Raw genomic sequence first — 15,327 nt, forward strand, 5'->3', positions numbered from 1 at the left:
ATAGAGAGAAGGAGCGGAAGAGAATGACTTACAAATTGATTGCCATCGACATCGACGATACGCTGCTGACGGACGATATCATCGTCACCCCGGGCACGAAGGCGGCGCTCGCCGCCGCGATCGAGCAAGGCGTGTTCGTTACGCTGGCCACGGGACGCATGTTTCCTTCGGCCAAGAAGATCGCCAAGCAAATCGAGCTGAACGTCCCGATCATCACTTACCAAGGCTCGTTGGTGAAGACGCTGCTCGACGAACAGGTCCTCTACGAGCGCAGCGTGCCGCAGGACGCGGCCAGAGAGCTGATGGCGTACTGCCATGCGAACGGGCTTCATCTGCAGCTGTACGTCAACGATACCCTGTACGTGCGGGAAGACAGCCAGAAGGCGCGCGATTATGCGGCCCTCTCCAATATTCCGTTCGTCGTGGAGCCCGATTTCGAGAAGCTCATCGCGCAGCCTTCGACCAAAATGCTCATGATCGACGATCCCGCCCGTCTCGACGAAGTCGCGCTGGAGCTCGCGCCGCTCATCGGAGACCGCGTGCATATTACGAAATCCAAGCCGCATTACTTGGAAGTGACGCACAAGGAAGGCACGAAAGGCCATGCAATCGCCTTCATGGCGGAGCATATCGGCTGCACGCTGGACGAAGTCATCGCGATCGGCGATTCCTGGAACGATCACGAGATGATCGAAACCGCCGGACTCGGCGTCGCCATGGGCAATGCCCTGCCAAGGCTGAAGGAAATCGCGCAGTACGTCACGAAAACGAACAACGAAGAAGGCGTCAAGCACGTCATCGACAAATTCATTCTTCAAACGGTGTAAACCGCGAAGAGCTGCGGCTCCGGTCCTGATGGACGGAACCGCAGCTCTTTTTCGTCGTGCCGGGTGTCGGGCTCGTTCTTCTTGTTCAAGCGATGACGGGGCTTACGGTGTCCGGGTCCATTTGCCCGGTTCGATATCAGGGCTTGCATTCGCATTGCCCCGATGGAGATTCAGACTAGCGGAACCTTCGCCGGCTTAGGTCCGCTTAGACCGTGAAATACGTCCAGAGCGACAAGAGCGCCGACGTCGCCAGCATCGCGGCCAGCGATTTCAGGACGCCGCCCCCGAGATTCCGGAGATCGACGTTCAGCCCGAGCCCCACCATCGCCATCGTGAGCAGAAAGGTGGTCAATACGGTTAAGCCGCTCATCGCTTCCGGGGCGGCATGCATGACTTGCTGCAGGGACGCGCTGCTCCCCAGCAGGCTCATCGCCGCGAAGCCGAGCAGGAACCACGGGAACGGCAGGGGCGTCTTCGGCAAGCTTGCGCTTCCGGCTGTCTCGCGGCCGAAGCGGCGCTGAATGAACACGATCGCCAGGCACACCGGCACGAGCAGGAACACGCGCCCCAGCTTGGCAAGCAGCGCCAACGCCAGGGCATCCTGGCCTGCCGGCGAGGCGGCCTAGGCCGCATGCGCGATTTCATGCAGGCTGGCGCCGGACCAGATCCCGTACTGCGCATCCGACAGGGGAAGCAGCGGACGAAGCAGCGTGTACGCGACCGCGAACACCGTGCCGGTCAGCGCGATCAAGCCCGCGCCGACCGCCGTCTCTTCTTCCTTTGACCGCAGAATCGGCGATACGGCCGCGATCGCCGCCGCGCCGCAGATGCCCGTGCCGATGCCGAGCAGCAGCGACAGCTTAAGATCCGCCCGCAGCCATCTGGCGATCAGCATCGTGCCGCCGACGGCGAACAGCACGACGGCCGCGTCCCGGGCCAGCAGCTCGAGCCCTTCCTGGTAGATCGCCAATACGTTCAATTTCAGCCCGTATAGTATAATCGCCAGCCGCAGCAGGTTTTTGCTGACGAACCGTATGCCGGTCTGCAGCGGAAGCGGATAGCCCCATAGCTGCCGGTACGCAACGGCGAGCAGGATCGCGCAGGCCATCTGCCCGGCGTAGTGAAAGCCCGGCAGATACGACAGCCCGCAGCCGGCCGCGGCGATCAGGAACGTAAAAGCTATGCCGCCGATTCGCAGCCTGCAGGCTCGAAACAGCCATATGGGAAAGCCCTGCGGCTTCATCGTGTAGGGAATCGTCATTCGCGGTGCCTCCGGTTCATCTTCAGGTTGGTTCCCATTATAACGCCGCCCCTCCGATAAGAGAAATCAATCCTTATGATGAATCGGATCATGATTCGTTATGCGAGCGGCAGCCTCCTTAGTCTCGTTACCGTTTTGTTACAATCACTAGGGCCGTTAGCGTTTATAGTATACCTATACCAATGCTGGAGGGATTCCAATGAACAACCGCATAAGCAAACGTCCCGTCAAAACCATCTCCGCCGCCGTTCTGAGCACCGCGCTCATCCTGACGGCGTCGGCGCAATTCGCTTTCGCCGCGGATACGGCCGCATCGACTCAAGACCCGGGCGCGGCTCCGATCGCCGTCAAGCAAGCGTCCGATCGCGTTCAATTGACGAGCAAGCACGTCACCAAATCGACCGCTCAACTGGAAATTGATCTGGACGTGCCGGTCATCGGCGGCATGAAGGACGCCGCCTATCAGAATGCGCTCAACGCCAACATTGCGGCGCGCGCGAAAGCGGCGGTCGACGCGATCGCGAAGCAGGCGGCGGATGCCTACGCATCCAGAGACGCCTCCGCCGAATTCCGGAAGTACGGCGTGACCATCAAGTTCGAATTCATCTCGGACGGCAGCGCGGCCGAGGACGGCATCCTGTCCTTCAAAGTGCTCACCTATACCTTCACGGGCGGCGCGCACGGCGGCACGATCGCCGATACCTACAACGTTCGCAACGCGGCGAAAGCATCTCCCGTCAAGCTGAAGGACCTGTTCGGTTCGAATTACAAAAGCATCGTCAACCGCGCGGTCAAGGCCGAGATCGCCTCGCGTCCGGACGATTTCTTCGCGGATCAATTCCAATCGATCACCGATAACCAAGCGTTTTATGTCCAAGACGGCATCGCATACATCGTCTTCCAACAGTACGATATCGCGCCTTACGCCGCGGGCATGCCCGAAATCGCGCTGGTCATTCCCGGTATCGGCGCGGCCGTGCCCGCCGGCGCGGTGAAATTGCCCGTCGTCGCGGATCGCGAGAACGTCAGCGCGATCAGCTTGTACACGGCACCGGGCGGAATCGTCATGGCACCGCTTCGCCCGATCGCCCAGGCGCTCGGATATACGATCAGCTACGACGCGCGCACGCACCAGACCAAGGCGACCAAAGGCAACGACTGGGCGAAAGTGACGGTCGGCAAGGACCGCTATGCATTTACCGATAAGGCCTCCTTCACGCTTGGCGCCGCGCCGGCTACGAAAGGCGGCGCCCTGTATGTCCCGCTGGCCTACTTCGCCAAAGTGCTGCATGCCGACCTCGCTTTCACGGATAAGGCTATCGTCCTGACCTCGGCGACGACGAAATAATCGAAGTCGGATCGCGAGATTGTCCCCGTACGGACATTTGCCGATGATCAGCTTGCTCCCATGCCAAGCATCGAAGGCGGCGGTCCGCGGAAGCCCATCGCGCTGCACGGCCTTCCGCGGCCGCTCCGGGCGATCGGATACGGGCTTCGCATCATCTTGCTGCCATTGCAGGCCATCGCGATCGTCGCCGGCTCGCAGAAATGACAAACGGCCCTGCCGCTTCACGCGGTCAGGGCCGTTTTGTGATTTGCATTAATTTCGGACATGCCTGCGGCTTAAATGCCCGCCAGTACCTGGTACCAGACGCCTTTGGGCGAGTAAAGCGTGCTGCGCACCTCGTCCCATCCGCCCAAGTAACCGATATCGAACAGATTCGGCGGCGTCACGAAATCGCCTTCGACCGCTTCCATCACGGAAGCGTTCACCGGGCGAAAGCCGTAATCCGCCAGGATATGCTGGGCCTCCTCGCCGTGCAGGTAGGCCAGAAACGCTTCCGCCACCTTGCGCGTGCAGTGCTTGTCGACGTTCTTGTCGACGACCGCCGCGGGATTCTCGATCAGGATCGTCGATGCCGGGATGACTTCCTCGTAGGCGACGCCCTGCATGATGCGCCCCTTCAATTCATTCTCGTACGTGACGATCACGTCGCCGAAGCCGTATTCGAACGCCGCCATGGATGCCCGGCCGCTCTTGTCGAGCGATTCCACGTTTTTGTGGATGCGCTCGAGAAACGCCTTCGCATAAGCCGGATCTTTCTTGCCGGTCTTCGCTTCGGACTCTTTCAAGCCCGCGCCGTACATCGCGTTGATGTCCCACTGCGCGCCGCCGGACGTTTTCGGATTGGGGTAGAGCACCTTGACGCCTTTGCGGGTCAAGTCCTCCCAGTCTTTGATGCCCTTGGGATTGCCCGCGCGGGTGCCCATCACGGCGATGGAGCGCGTGATCATCCCGTTATCCCCGAACTGCTTGCGCCAATCGGCGTCGATGAAGCCGGCCTTCTGAATCTTGTCGATGTCGCTTTCCATCGCGAGGACGGCGATATCCGCCTCGAAGCCGCCGGCAATGGCCCGCGCCTGCGTTCCGGAAGCTTCGTACGATTCTTGAAACGTCACGGTCTGCCCCGTCTTCGCCTTCCACTGCTTCGCGAACTCGGGGAGCAGCTTGCCGAACGCGTCCTTCGCGACCGAATACGCGCCGATGACGAGCGTCACGCTGCCCTTCGCCGGAGCCGCCGGCTGCGTGCCGTCCGCCGTCCCTTCGGCGCCGTCCTTCCCGCATGCCGCCGTCGCCAGCAAGGCGACCGAGAGGAGCGCCGCGCCCGCAATCCGCCATCCTTTGAATAGGGTAGGTTTCATTGTCCACACAACACTTTCTAAGGCAGGATGAAACGGCCGGAGCCGCTTGTAAATGGCGATGCGAGTTTCACTCCTTCGATTTACGGAGAAGACATTCGCCCCTTATGATTTCCTGTAAATCAGGATGAAACGGCCGGAGCCGTCCGTAATTCGCCTGATCGGGGATGCAAGCCGTTAGATGTAAATCGGCATCGGATCTTCCTTCAGCTTGTTCTCCATGATCCAGGTGTCGTTGTCGTTGAACAAATACGCGCGGTGGATCAGCACGCTGATCGGTTCGCCCGGCGTCAGAACGTCCTTCTCGAGCGAACGGTACGTGATCAGCTTGATGTCGCCGATCTCGACCTCCACCATCCACTCGCTGCCGCGGAAATGCAAATGCCGCACGATGCCGTCAACGGTCGCCGACGGGATGCGGAAGTCGCTCCGCTTGCCGATCTCGATATATTCCGGCCGGATCAGCGCCTTCGTCGACGGCCAGTCGGCCGCTTCCTCGAAGCCTCTCAACCGCTCCACGTTCTCGACGATCGTCGATTCGCCGATGAAGCTGGCCACGAACTGCGTCTGCGGGCTTTTGTAGATATCCCAAGGCGTGCCCTTCTGCTCCAGGCGTCCTTTGTTGATGATCATGATCTCGTCGGCGACCTCGATCGCTTCGTCCTGGTCGTGCGTGACGAAGATCGACGTGATGCCGAGGCGCTCGATCATTTCCTTCAGCCATGTGCGGAGCTCGGTACGGATCTTGGCGTCGATCGCCGCGAACGGTTCGTCGAGCAGCAGCAGCTGCGGCTGCGGCGCGAGCGCGCGGGCAAATGCCACGCGTTGCCGTTGGCCGCCCGAAAGCTGGTGCGGATAGCGGTGTTCGAAGCCCTTCAGGCCCGTCAGTTCGATCAGCGACATGACGCGCTCGCGGATGGCGTCCTTCTTCTCTTTCTTCACCTTCAGCCCGAACGCCACGTTGTCGTAGACGGTCATATGTTTGAACAACGCATAGTTCTGGAACACGAACCCGATGCCGCGCTCCTGCGGGGGCAGGTCGTTCACCCGTTTGCCGTGGAAGACGATATCGCCCGACGTCGGGGACTCCAATCCCGCCAGCATGCGGAGAATCGACGTTTTGCCGCCGCCGCTCGGCCCGAGAAGACCGATCAGCTGCCCTTTGGCAATGTCGAAGCTGACATCTTGAACGGCGTGAAAATCGCCGAATTGCTTATTTAACCCGCGCACCTCGATATGCATCGTTCAATGCACTTCCTTTCTCTTCTTCGCCCATTCCATAAGCAGCAGCAGCCCGACGGAGAACGCGGCGAGCACCAGTGCCACGCTGCTGGCCTCCGTCACGCTGAAATTCTCGACATCCTGATAGACGAGCGTCGTCGCCGTCTGCGTCTTGTTCATAATGTTGCCGGAAACGACGAGCACGGCCCCGAATTCGCCGAGCGCCCTCGCGACCGTCAGCACGACGCCGTAGATGACGCCCCAGCGGATCGACGGCCAAGTGACTTTCCAAAAGGTGTACCACGAATACGCGCCGAGCGTCGAGGCCGCTTCTTCCTGCTGCGCGCCGATTTCCTGCAGCACCGGCATGACCTCCCTCACCATCAGCGGGAACGTCACGAACAAGGTCGCGAGAACCATGCCCGGCAGCGCGTACACGACTTTAAATCCGATATCCTCGAAGAACGCGCCGAGCGCCGAGTTCGGGCCGAGCACGAGCACGATCATCAAACCGCCGATGACCGGCGAGACCGCGAACGGAAGATCGACGATGCTGTTGAGCAGCCCTTTGATCCGGCGGGACATCCACGTCGCCCGCACGAGATAAAGCGCGAGCATGACGCCGAACAGCGTATTCAGCAGCGTTACGATCACGACGAGAATCCCCGTCATCATGAGCGCATGCAGCGATTGCTCGCGCGTCAGCGACTCCGTGAAGCCGCTCCAGCCGTCGCCCCATGACCCGACGAATATCTTCGCCAGCGGCGCGACGATCAAGATCAGAAAAACCAGATAGGTCAGCGCGATCCACAGCTTCTTCATTTGCCCTGCCTCCTCGCCTGCACGAGGTTGACGGCCCCGAGAATCAGAAAGGACAGCGTCAGCAGCAGTACGGACACCGCGGCGGCTCCCTGCGCGTTATCGCTCTCGATCTCTCCGAAGATATATACGGACGCGATCAGCGTTTTGCCGGGAATGTTGCCCGCCACGAGCACGACGGCGCCGAATTCCGCCAACGCGCGGGAGAACGCCAGCATCGCGCCGCTGATAATCCCGGGCAGCATGGAGGGGAAGATCACCTGAAGAAACGTCCTCGTCCTGGATGCCCCGAGCGTGTAGGAGGCCTCCTCCTCGGATTTGTCCAGCTCCTCCAGCAGAGGCTGAACGCCGCGAATGACGAACGGAAACGTCACGAACACCATCGCGATGATGATCGCCGGTTCGTGGAAAACGATTTCAAATCCAAGTTTGTTTGCCATCCCGCCCGCGAGACTGTTCGGGCCGAGCAGCAGCAATATCATCAAGCCGCCGACCGCGGTCGGCAGCGCAAAGGGCAAATCCACGAGACTGTTCAAGATTCTTCGCCCCGGAAACCGGTAGCGTATGAGTACCCAGCCGATCATCGTTCCGAGCAGCACGTTGATGATCGTAGATACGACCGATAATTTTATCGTCAGCAGCACGGCTTCCCATGCGAGCTGATCCGTTACGCTTTCCCAGAAGGGCAGCCAGCCCAGCTTGAAGGACTGGGAATAGATGCCGATGATCGGCAATACGATCAGCACGATAAAATAGAGCATGATCGTGCTCCGGAATCCGAAGCTCCACATGCGGCCGCGCATTATGAAATTCAAGCTGAATAACCCCCTGACGCTTTCCTTGAGGAATCGCGTTTGGCATGTATTAATTCCCATTAAAACACTTGGTATTAACAATGTAGCAGACGACGGGATGTCTAGTCAATCCTTTATCCTGCGCGATCGCGCGGTTCCCTCGCGAAAAAAGCTCCCCGGAAGCGGTTAAGCCTCCGAAGAGCTTGCTGTGCGTTCGGCGGCGCCTTACTCTCCGTCGATATAGTATTTGTCCTCGCCGATCGCAAGCACCGCCTGGCCTTGGGTCACATCGGTGATCCACGCCGCGAACTTCTCCGCCTCGGGCGCCTCGGGCAGGCAGGTGATGACGACGCGATCGGTGAATTCGGTTCCGCCGATGCGGACGCCGCGCGCGTGAAACTCGTTCTCCAGCTTGCCGTACCAGGTATAATCGACGTCGACGAGGACTTCCCGGTGCAGCACGCGCGTGATGGCCTCCGCCGCTTCGATCGCCGCGACGGCGCCGTCGGTATACGCCCGGATAAGTCCGCCGGCACCAAGCATGATGCCGCCAAAATAGCGGGTCACGACGATCACGACGTTCTTGAGACCTTGATGCTTGATCACTTCGAGAATCGGTTTGCCGGCCGTGCCGCTCGGCTCCCCGTCATCCGACTGCTTCTGGCATTCGTCCCGTTCGCCGATGACGTAAGCGGAGCAGTTGTGCGACGCGTTCCAATGGAGCTTCTTGAGCTCCTCGATATACGCGATCGCTTCCTCTTCCGAAGCGACGGGCTTGCCGTAGCCGATGAACCGCGATTTTTTGATGACGATTTCTTTGCTGCCCGGCTGCCGCAGCGTTTGGTAGCTGTCCAGCATGGTCTCCGCTTACAGGCGAGCTTCGAGCTCGGCCTTTTCCTTCTCGTAGCCCGGTTTGCCGAGCAGCGCGAACATGTTCTTCTTGTACGCCTCGACGCCAGGTTGGTCGAACGGATTCACGCCCGACAGGTAGCCGCTGATGCCGCAGGCGATCTCGAAGAAGTATACCAGATAGCCGAACGTGTAAGGCGTCATATCCTTGATGTTGACCACGAAATTCGGCACTTGGCCGTCCGTATGCGCCAGCAGCGTCCCCTCGAATGCCTTCTTATTGACGAAATCCATCGTTTTGCCGGTCAGGAAGTTGAGTCCGTCAAGGTCGCTTTCGTCATGCGCGATCGTAATTTGCTCGGCCACGTTCCGCACTTGAATGACCGTTTCGAAAATATTGCGGTTGCCCTCTTGGATGAATTGTCCCATCGAGTGCAGGTCGGTCGAGAAATCGACGGCCGCCGGGAAGATGCCCTTGTAGTCCTTGCCTTCGCTCTCGCCGTACAGCTGCTTCCACCACTCCGACACGAAATGCAGGGCCGGCTCGTAGTTGACGAGGATCTCGGTCACCTTGCCCTTGCGGTACAGGGCGTTGCGGGCCGCTGCGTACTGGTACGCTTCGTTCTCGGCAAGATCCGGGTTGTTGTAGGCCGCGGAAGCGTCCGCCGCGCCTTTCATCATGTCGTCGATGCTGATGCCCGCCGCCGCGATCGGCAGCAAGCCGACGGCCGTCAGCACGGAGTAGCGTCCGCCCACGTCGTCCGGAATGACGAAGGACTCGTAGCCTTCCTCGTTAGCCAGCTTCTTGAGGGCGCCTTTCTCGCGGTCCGTCGTCGCGTAGATCCGCTTGCGCGCTTCGGCTTTGCCGTATTTGGCTTCCAATGCTTCGCGGAAGATGCGGAACGCGATCGCCGGCTCGGTCGTCGTGCCGGATTTGGAGATGACGTTGATCGACCAGTCGCGCCCTTCGAGCAGCTGCAGCAAATGCGTCACGTATGTAGAGCTGATGTTGTTGCCCGCGAACAGGATTTGCGGCGTTTTGCGCTGCTCCCGCGGGAGCAGGTTGTAGAAGGAATTCGACAGCATCTCGATCGCGGCGCGCGCCCCGAGGTACGAACCGCCGATGCCGATAACGACGAGCACTTCGGAGTCGGATTTGATTTTCTCCGCGGATTTGCGAATGCGGGCGAACTCTTCTTTATCGTAATTCACCGGCAGATCGATCCAACCCAGATAGTCCGAGCCCGCGCCGGTGCCGCCGCGAAGCTGGTCATGCGCCGTGCGCACCTGCTGCGCCAAATTGTCGATCTCGTGCTGGCCGATGAAACCGAGCGCTTTGCTGTAATCAAACGATACTGCTTTATCCATTGGTTGAAGACCTCCTGAAAGTTTTTGCGTACGATTCGAATAACGTTCATTGCCGAAAACCCCGCTTTGCGCGCACAGGGTAAGTGTTTGCGTAACGGCGCGGGATATACGTCGACGCGAGCAATAATCGGCCTTGAAAACCAGATTTTGCCTGTCCCGTTCAATATCACGATAAGGATAATGGATTTCCCAGCCAAATACAAGGGAACCTCGGCCGAATGCAGCTTGCCCGGCAATTATGGTAAAATGGTTGCAGTTCGATACGGAAACCAAGGAGATGACCAGCTATGTTCAAAATCGGTTTTATCGGTTTGGGCGTCATGGGAGAGCCCATGGCGGCCAACTTATTGCGAAAGGGCTACCCGGTCACGGTCTATAACCGCACCCCGGGCAAAGCCGCCAATCTGATCGAGCTCGGCGCGGACGAAGCGCGGACGCCTGCGGATATCGCCCGATCTTCGGATCTCGTCATCACGATGATCAGCAACGACGACTCCATCCGCGAGGTGTATTACGGCGAGAACGGGCTGCTCGGCTCGCTGTTGCCCGGATCCGTCGTCATCGACAGCAGCACCATCTCGCCTGCCCTCTCCCGCCAAATCCATCAAGACGTGGCCGCCAAATCCTCCGATTTCCTGGATGCGCCGGTGACCGGCAGCAAGCCCGCGGCTGAGAGCGGCACCTTGACGTTCATGGTCGGCGGCGACGCGCAAGTTCTTCATAAAGTCCACGACGTCCTGACCGCCATGGGACGCAAAGTGATCCCGATGGGACCCGGCGGCAGCGGCTCCACCGCCAAGCTGGCGCATAACACGATCGTCGGCATCAACGTTGCCGGTCTCGTGGAAGGCATGGCGATCGCCGCGAGCGGCGGCATCGACGCCAAATCGTTCCTGGAGCTCGTCCAGTCCGGCGGCGCCGCGAGCAAGATGGCCGAACTGAAGACGCCCAAATTCCTGGATCGCGACTTCAGCGTGCAATTCTCGCTCGGGCTGATGCTGAAGGATCTGCGCCTTGCCTCGGTATTGTCGGACGAGCTGAAGACGCCGACGCCGATTCTGGAAACGGTCAAGAGCCTGTACCAAATGGGCGACGCCATGGGCTTCGGGGACTCGGATCTCTCCGCGCTGGCGCACAGCTACGAGCAGTGGATCAACAAGCGCATTACCAACTACAGCGACGCGGCGGATTTCACGGCGGCTGCCGCGGAAGCGCCGGCATCGCAAGCGGGCTCGCAAGCTTCTTCCGCCGCAGGCGAAGAACGCAGACGGAGCGAACGTCTCCAGCTCAACATTCCGCTCAAGATGTCCGTCTACCAATGGGAACAGGAAGGATCGTTCACCGGTCAAACGATCGACGGCACGCTGCACGATATTTCGGACAACGGACTTCAAATTACGTCCGACGCTCCGCTGGAACGCGATATGTTCGTCGTTATCTACTTCCCGCAGGAAGCCGAGCTCCCTCCGGTGACGGGACGGATCATCCGCATCGAAGCCAACGGCAGCTCGTTCCGTTACGGCTGCATGCTTGCAGGCCTTGCGCCGTACCAGCGCCTGCAGCTGGAAGCGTATATTAGCAAGCAAATCGTTAAAGCCGACTAAGCCGGCATGCAGCATGACCAAGCCTAACGAATCGTTTTGAAGCAGCAAAGGCTGCTCCGCTTTCCGCGTCGATGCGCGAAGAGCGGAGCAGCCTTTTTGATTTGATGCGGTCGGGAGCATGCCGCGATTCCGTCATCGATTCGACGAAGCTGGCGAATGCCGCATTTCCGTCTCGCGATGGAAACGCAAACCGATCGCCTTTACTCTTGAATGTACGAGCAAGCGTAATCCGTGATGGACGCGACTTGCAGCTTGAATTTGGAGTTGGCGGGAACCGTGAATTCGCCTTCGCCGGAGATGCTGATCCATTCGGATTCGCCCGGCAGCAGCACTTTGAGGTCGCCTGCGAGGATTTCCATGATTTCTTTGGCGTCGGTACCGAATTCATATTCGCCCGGCAGCATGATGCCGAGCGTTTTTTTCGTGCCGTCCGCGAACAACACCGTGCGGCTGGATACTTTGCCGTCGAAATACAGATTGGCTTTTTTGATGACGGTTACGTTTTCGTACTGGGACATGATGGGATGACTCCTCTGCGTATGGGATGATTGCTGATGATTGCTATAGAAAAGCAGGGCTTACGCCCGCTCGTGTGGCAAGCGGTGTAAGCCCCGCGATCTAAAACTCGTCATTTTGTACGTTCGGTTACAGCAAGGCTTTGACTTTGCTTACCACGTTCTCGACCGTGAAGCCGTATTCCGCGATGACGCGGTCGCCCTTCGCGGATGCGCCGAACGTGTTGATGCCGAGCACGGCGCCTTGATCGCCGACGTAACGCTCCCAGCCGAACGGGGAAGCCATTTCGATGGCAAGACGCGCTTTGACGTCCGGCAGCAGCACGGAATCCTTGTACGCTTTCGTTTGACGCTCGAACAGGTCAAAGCTCGGCATGCTGATGACGCGGACGTCGATGCCTTCCGCAGCGAGCGCTTTATGCGCCGCGACTGCCAGCTGCACCTCGGAACCCGTTGCGATCAGCTGAGCCTGCGGTTTGCCGTTCGGAGCATCGGCAATGACATACGCGCCTTTGGCAATACCTTCGCGCGAATTGACGTTCGTGCCTTCCAGCACAGGGAGGTTTTGGCGCGTCAGCACGAGCGCTACCGGCTGATCCGCCTTCGACAACGCATATGCCCATGCCGACGACGTTTCGTTCGCGTCCGCAGGACGAATGACCGTGACTTGCGGGATGATGCGCAGGGACGCCAATTGCTCGATCGGCTCATGCGTAGGACCGTCTTCGCCGACCGCGATGCTGTCATGGGTCAGGACATATACGACCGGTTGCTTCATCAGCGCCGCCAGGCGGACCGCCGGACGCAGGTAGTCCGTAAAGACGAAGAACGTTGCGCCGTAAGGCTTCACGCCGCCGTGCAGGCTCATGCCGTTGACGGCAGCGGCCATCGCGAACTCGCGAACGCCGAAGTACACGTTGCGTCCTTCGTAGCTGCCCGGCTTGAAGACAGGCAGGCCTTTCAGATGCGTCATCGTCGAGCTCTCAAGGTCGGCGGAGCCCCCGATGAGGTTCGGAACGTTTTTCGCGAGGCCGTTCAGGGCATTACCCGATGCCACGCGCGTCGACAATGCTTTATCCGACGGCATGTACACCGGCAGATCCTTGTCCCAGCCCTCGGGCAGCTTGCCGCTGATCGCCGTTTCGAATTGCGCCGCCAGCTCCGGATGAGCGGATTTGTAAGCAGCGAAGAGCGCATCCCATGCCGCGTTCGCCTGTTCGCCTTTCGCCTTCACGTCCGCGAAGTGCGCGCGCACTTCGGCCGGCACGAAGAACGCCTCGTTGTCCCAGCCGTAGAATTGCTTCGTCAGCACGGTTTCTTCGGCGCCGAGCGGGCTGCCGTGCGTGCCGAGGTGACCGCCTTTGCCGCCTTTGTTCGGGCTGCCGTAGCCGATCGTCGTTTTCACTTCGATCAATGTCGGTTTGCTGATGTCGGCTTGCGCCGCCGCAACCGCTTTGGCCAGCGCGTTCAGATCGTTGCCGTCTTCGACGCGCAGCACTTGCCAGCCGTATGCTTCGAAACGGGCATGCACGTTCTCGGAGAACGATAGATTCAGTTCGCCGTCGAGCGAGATATCGTTGGAATCATACAGCACGACCAGCTTGCCGAGCTTCAAATGGGCCGCGAGCGAAGCCGCTTCGCTCGAAACGCCTTCCATCAGATCGCCGTCGCCGCAAATCGCGAACGTGAAGTGGTCGACGATGTTCAAGTCTGGTTTATTGTACGTCGCGCCGAGATGCGCCTCGGCCATCGCCATGCCTACCGCCATCGCCACGCCTTGTCCAAGCGGACCCGTCGTCGCGTCGACGCCGGCCGTGTGCCCGTACTCCGGGTGGCCGGGCGTTTTGGAGCCCCACTGGCGGAAGTTTTGCAGCTCTTCGATCGGCAGGTCGTAGCCCGACAAATGAAGCAGGCTGTACAGCAGCATGGAGCCGTGTCCGGCGGAGAGCACGAAACGGTCGCGGTTGATCCATGTCGGATTCGAGGGATTGTGGTTCATCGTTTTGGCGAATAATTGGTAGCCCATCGGAGCCGATCCCATTGGCATGCCCGGATGGCCGGAATTCGCTTTCTCGATCGAATCAATCGCAAGCGTGCGAATGGTGTCGATGGAAAGCTGGTCGATGGATTTCTGAGTAACTGTCATTACGTAAACTCCTCCTAAATCGCAATGGGTGGTACATGCATGATTTTCTCTTTGTTAATCGTGGCGGAATCCCGCACTGGCTTTGAAATATTGTACCATTACCTCATTGCCATTTCCATCTTTAATGCGGCACTGCGAAAAAATCGACACTAAAATTATAGCCTACGAAACGCATTCTTATCGCTTATTAACCGGATTGCCCGCGACGAAAGCGCGGATACTAAAAAAGACGCGCCAGATCCGGAGAATACCGGCTGACGCGCCATGCCTCCGCGGCGGATGCTGCCGCGGCTTTTTTGATTAAAGGTGCCTTAATTGAACACGACCGTTTTGTTCTGATGAACCAGAATCCGGTCCTCGACATGCCACTTCACGGCGCGCGCGAGCACGACGCGTTCGATGGTACGTCCGATCCGTTTGAGATTGTCGACATCGTCCCGATGGCTGACGCGCTGCACGTCCTGCTCGATGATCGGACCGCCGTCGAGCTCTTCCGTTACATAGTGCGCCGTCGCGCCGATGATCTTGACGCCCCGCTGGTAGGCTTGGGCATACGGCTTGCCGCCGACGAAGGCCGGCAGGAAAGAATGATGGATGTTAATAATCCGGTTCGGGAACTGCTCGATGAATTTCGGCGAAATGATCTGCATGTAACGCGCGAGCACGATGATGTCCGCTTTGCCGGTCACGGCTTCCAGCTGCTGTTTCTCGGCTTCCGCCTTCGTATCCGGGGTCACCGGAATGTGGTGGAACGGAATGCCGAACGACTCCACGAGCCCTCTCATGTCGGGATGGTTGCTCACGACCATGGCGATATCCGCGTCCAAATCCCCGGCTTGCCACTGCCAGAGCAGCTCCAGCAGGCAATGGTCTTCCTTCGACACGAATATCGCGAGACGCTTCTTGCGGCTGGCCCGGAACGTGTGCCACTTCATCTCGAAACGGTCCGCCACGCGGGAGAAATCTTCCTGCAGGATCGGCAGCTCGCGCTCCAAATCGTTCAGATCGAATTCGAAGCGAATGAAAAACATGCCGCCGCCGGGGTTCAGCGTGTATTGGTCCGATTGCACGATGTTCGCGCCATGCTCGTAGAGAAACTGCGACACGGCCGCGACGATGCCGTTTCGGTCCGGGCAGGAGATCAGCATGCGCGCGCGGTTGGACTTGTCCGGACGCTGCGAGGTCTGCTGGGTCTGATGAGTGTTTTGCATGTGAAAAGCGAC

Annotated in this window: 13 protein-coding genes and 1 pseudogene; 4 read left to right on the plus strand and 10 right to left on the minus strand. The window is 59.4% G+C overall.

All coding sequences use genetic code 11. The annotated features are described in order from the left end of the window. Positions 1 to 23: 23 nt before the first annotated feature. The gene (locus GT019_RS27535; RefSeq protein ID WP_161746665.1) at positions 24 to 827 is read left to right on the plus strand and encodes a Cof-type HAD-IIB family hydrolase; all 804 of its coding nucleotides are present in this window, start codon (positions 24 to 26) and stop codon (positions 825 to 827) included. 205 nt (positions 828 to 1,032) lie between these two features. Here the strand turns inward: GT019_RS27535 and GT019_RS27540 are convergent. Beyond that, positions 1,033 to 2,088: pseudogene (locus GT019_RS27540) on the minus strand (YeiH family protein). A 199-nt stretch (positions 2,089 to 2,287) separates the two neighbouring features. Here GT019_RS27540 and GT019_RS27545 point away from each other — a divergent pair. Both GT019_RS27545 and GT019_RS27550 read left to right on the plus strand, forming a co-directional pair. Then, positions 2,288 to 3,436 carry a PdaC/SigV domain-containing protein gene (locus GT019_RS27545; RefSeq protein WP_161746666.1) on the plus strand — a complete coding sequence of 383 codons (1,149 nt, stop codon included), beginning with the start codon at positions 2,288 to 2,290 and terminating at the stop codon, positions 3,434 to 3,436. A 60-nt stretch (positions 3,437 to 3,496) separates the two neighbouring features. Next, on the plus strand, positions 3,497 to 3,640 hold the full coding sequence (locus GT019_RS27550) for a hypothetical protein (RefSeq protein ID WP_161746667.1): 144 nt from the start codon (positions 3,497 to 3,499) through the stop codon (positions 3,638 to 3,640). A gap of 71 nt (positions 3,641 to 3,711) precedes the next feature. Here the strand turns inward: GT019_RS27550 and GT019_RS27555 are convergent, their stop codons facing one another. The 6 genes from GT019_RS27555 to GT019_RS27580 all read right to left on the minus strand — a co-directional run bounded on the left by GT019_RS27555 (position 3,712) and on the right by GT019_RS27580 (position 9,839). Then, positions 3,712 to 4,791, minus strand: a complete 1,080-nt coding sequence (locus tag GT019_RS27555; protein WP_161746668.1) for a sulfate ABC transporter substrate-binding protein — start codon at positions 4,789 to 4,791, stop codon at positions 3,712 to 3,714. 174 nt (positions 4,792 to 4,965) lie between these two features. Next, complete coding sequence (locus GT019_RS27560) at positions 4,966 to 6,030, minus strand: sulfate/molybdate ABC transporter ATP-binding protein (protein ID WP_161746669.1); 1,065 nt, start codon at positions 6,028 to 6,030, stop codon at positions 4,966 to 4,968. Positions 6,031 to 6,033: 3 nt separating this feature from the next. After that, complete coding sequence (locus GT019_RS27565) at positions 6,034 to 6,831, minus strand: sulfate ABC transporter permease subunit (RefSeq protein ID WP_161746670.1); 798 nt, start codon at positions 6,829 to 6,831, stop codon at positions 6,034 to 6,036. Then, a complete protein-coding gene (gene cysT / locus GT019_RS27570; RefSeq protein WP_407945108.1) occupies positions 6,828 to 7,631 on the minus strand; it encodes a sulfate ABC transporter permease subunit CysT in 804 nt (267 codons plus the stop codon). The genes GT019_RS27565 and cysT overlap by 4 nt, the downstream gene beginning before the upstream one ends. A 216-nt stretch (positions 7,632 to 7,847) precedes the next feature. Continuing rightward, positions 7,848 to 8,480, minus strand: a complete 633-nt coding sequence (locus tag GT019_RS27575) for a YigZ family protein (protein WP_161746672.1) — start codon at positions 8,478 to 8,480, stop codon at positions 7,848 to 7,850. 9 nt (positions 8,481 to 8,489) lie between these two features. Beyond that, positions 8,490 to 9,839, minus strand: a complete 1,350-nt coding sequence (locus tag GT019_RS27580) for a glucose-6-phosphate isomerase (protein ID WP_161746673.1) — start codon at positions 9,837 to 9,839, stop codon at positions 8,490 to 8,492. Between the two features lie 287 nt (positions 9,840 to 10,126). Here GT019_RS27580 and GT019_RS27585 point away from each other — a divergent pair, with 287 nt between their 5' ends. Then, positions 10,127 to 11,443 (plus strand): NAD(P)-binding domain-containing protein, encoded by a 1,317-nt coding sequence (locus tag GT019_RS27585; RefSeq protein ID WP_161746674.1) that lies wholly within the window; start codon positions 10,127 to 10,129, stop codon positions 11,441 to 11,443. Between the two features lie 200 nt (positions 11,444 to 11,643). Here the strand turns inward: GT019_RS27585 and ppnP are convergent, their stop codons facing one another. The 3 genes from ppnP to purU form a co-directional block, all read right to left on the minus strand. Next, positions 11,644 to 11,961: a pyrimidine/purine nucleoside phosphorylase gene (gene ppnP / locus GT019_RS27590; RefSeq protein WP_161746675.1), complete on the minus strand. Its 318-nt coding sequence runs from the start codon at positions 11,959 to 11,961 to the stop codon at positions 11,644 to 11,646. A 127-nt stretch (positions 11,962 to 12,088) separates the two neighbouring features. Further along, positions 12,089 to 14,104, minus strand: a complete 2,016-nt coding sequence (gene tkt / locus GT019_RS27595; protein WP_161746676.1) for a transketolase — start codon at positions 14,102 to 14,104, stop codon at positions 12,089 to 12,091. Between the two features lie 311 nt (positions 14,105 to 14,415). Next, entirely contained in the window at positions 14,416 to 15,315 is a 900-nt protein-coding gene (gene purU / locus GT019_RS27600; protein WP_161746677.1) for a formyltetrahydrofolate deformylase, read from the minus strand. Between the last annotated feature and the right edge of the window lie 12 nt (positions 15,316 to 15,327).

Origin of the sequence: Paenibacillus glycinis (assembly GCF_009909185.1) — a bacterium.
GTDB classification, from domain to species: domain Bacteria; phylum Bacillota; class Bacilli; order Paenibacillales; family Paenibacillaceae; genus Paenibacillus_Z; species Paenibacillus_Z glycinis.

Coding starts and splice junctions, on each gene's coding strand:
- GT019_RS27535 (WP_161746665.1), top strand. CDS start 24: ATGACTTACAAATTGATTGCCATCGACATCGACGATACGCTGCTGACG.
- GT019_RS27545 (WP_161746666.1), top strand. CDS start 2,288: ATGAACAACCGCATAAGCAAACGTCCCGTCAAAACCATCTCCGCCGCC.
- GT019_RS27550 (WP_161746667.1), top strand. CDS start 3,497: ATGCCAAGCATCGAAGGCGGCGGTCCGCGGAAGCCCATCGCGCTGCAC.
- GT019_RS27555 (WP_161746668.1), bottom strand. CDS start 4,791: ATGAAACCTACCCTATTCAAAGGATGGCGGATTGCGGGCGCGGCGCTC.
- GT019_RS27560 (WP_161746669.1), bottom strand. CDS start 6,030: ATGCATATCGAGGTGCGCGGGTTAAATAAGCAATTCGGCGATTTTCAC.
- GT019_RS27565 (WP_161746670.1), bottom strand. CDS start 6,831: ATGAAGAAGCTGTGGATCGCGCTGACCTATCTGGTTTTTCTGATCTTG.
- cysT (WP_407945108.1), bottom strand. CDS start 7,631: ATGCGCGGCCGCATGTGGAGCTTCGGATTCCGGAGCACGATCATGCTC.
- GT019_RS27575 (WP_161746672.1), bottom strand. CDS start 8,480: ATGCTGGACAGCTACCAAACGCTGCGGCAGCCGGGCAGCAAAGAAATC.
- GT019_RS27580 (WP_161746673.1), bottom strand. CDS start 9,839: ATGGATAAAGCAGTATCGTTTGATTACAGCAAAGCGCTCGGTTTCATC.
- GT019_RS27585 (WP_161746674.1), top strand. CDS start 10,127: ATGTTCAAAATCGGTTTTATCGGTTTGGGCGTCATGGGAGAGCCCATG.
- ppnP (WP_161746675.1), bottom strand. CDS start 11,961: ATGTCCCAGTACGAAAACGTAACCGTCATCAAAAAAGCCAATCTGTAT.
- tkt (WP_161746676.1), bottom strand. CDS start 14,104: ATGACAGTTACTCAGAAATCCATCGACCAGCTTTCCATCGACACCATT.
- purU (WP_161746677.1), bottom strand. CDS start 15,315: ATGCAAAACACTCATCAGACCCAGCAGACCTCGCAGCGTCCGGACAAG.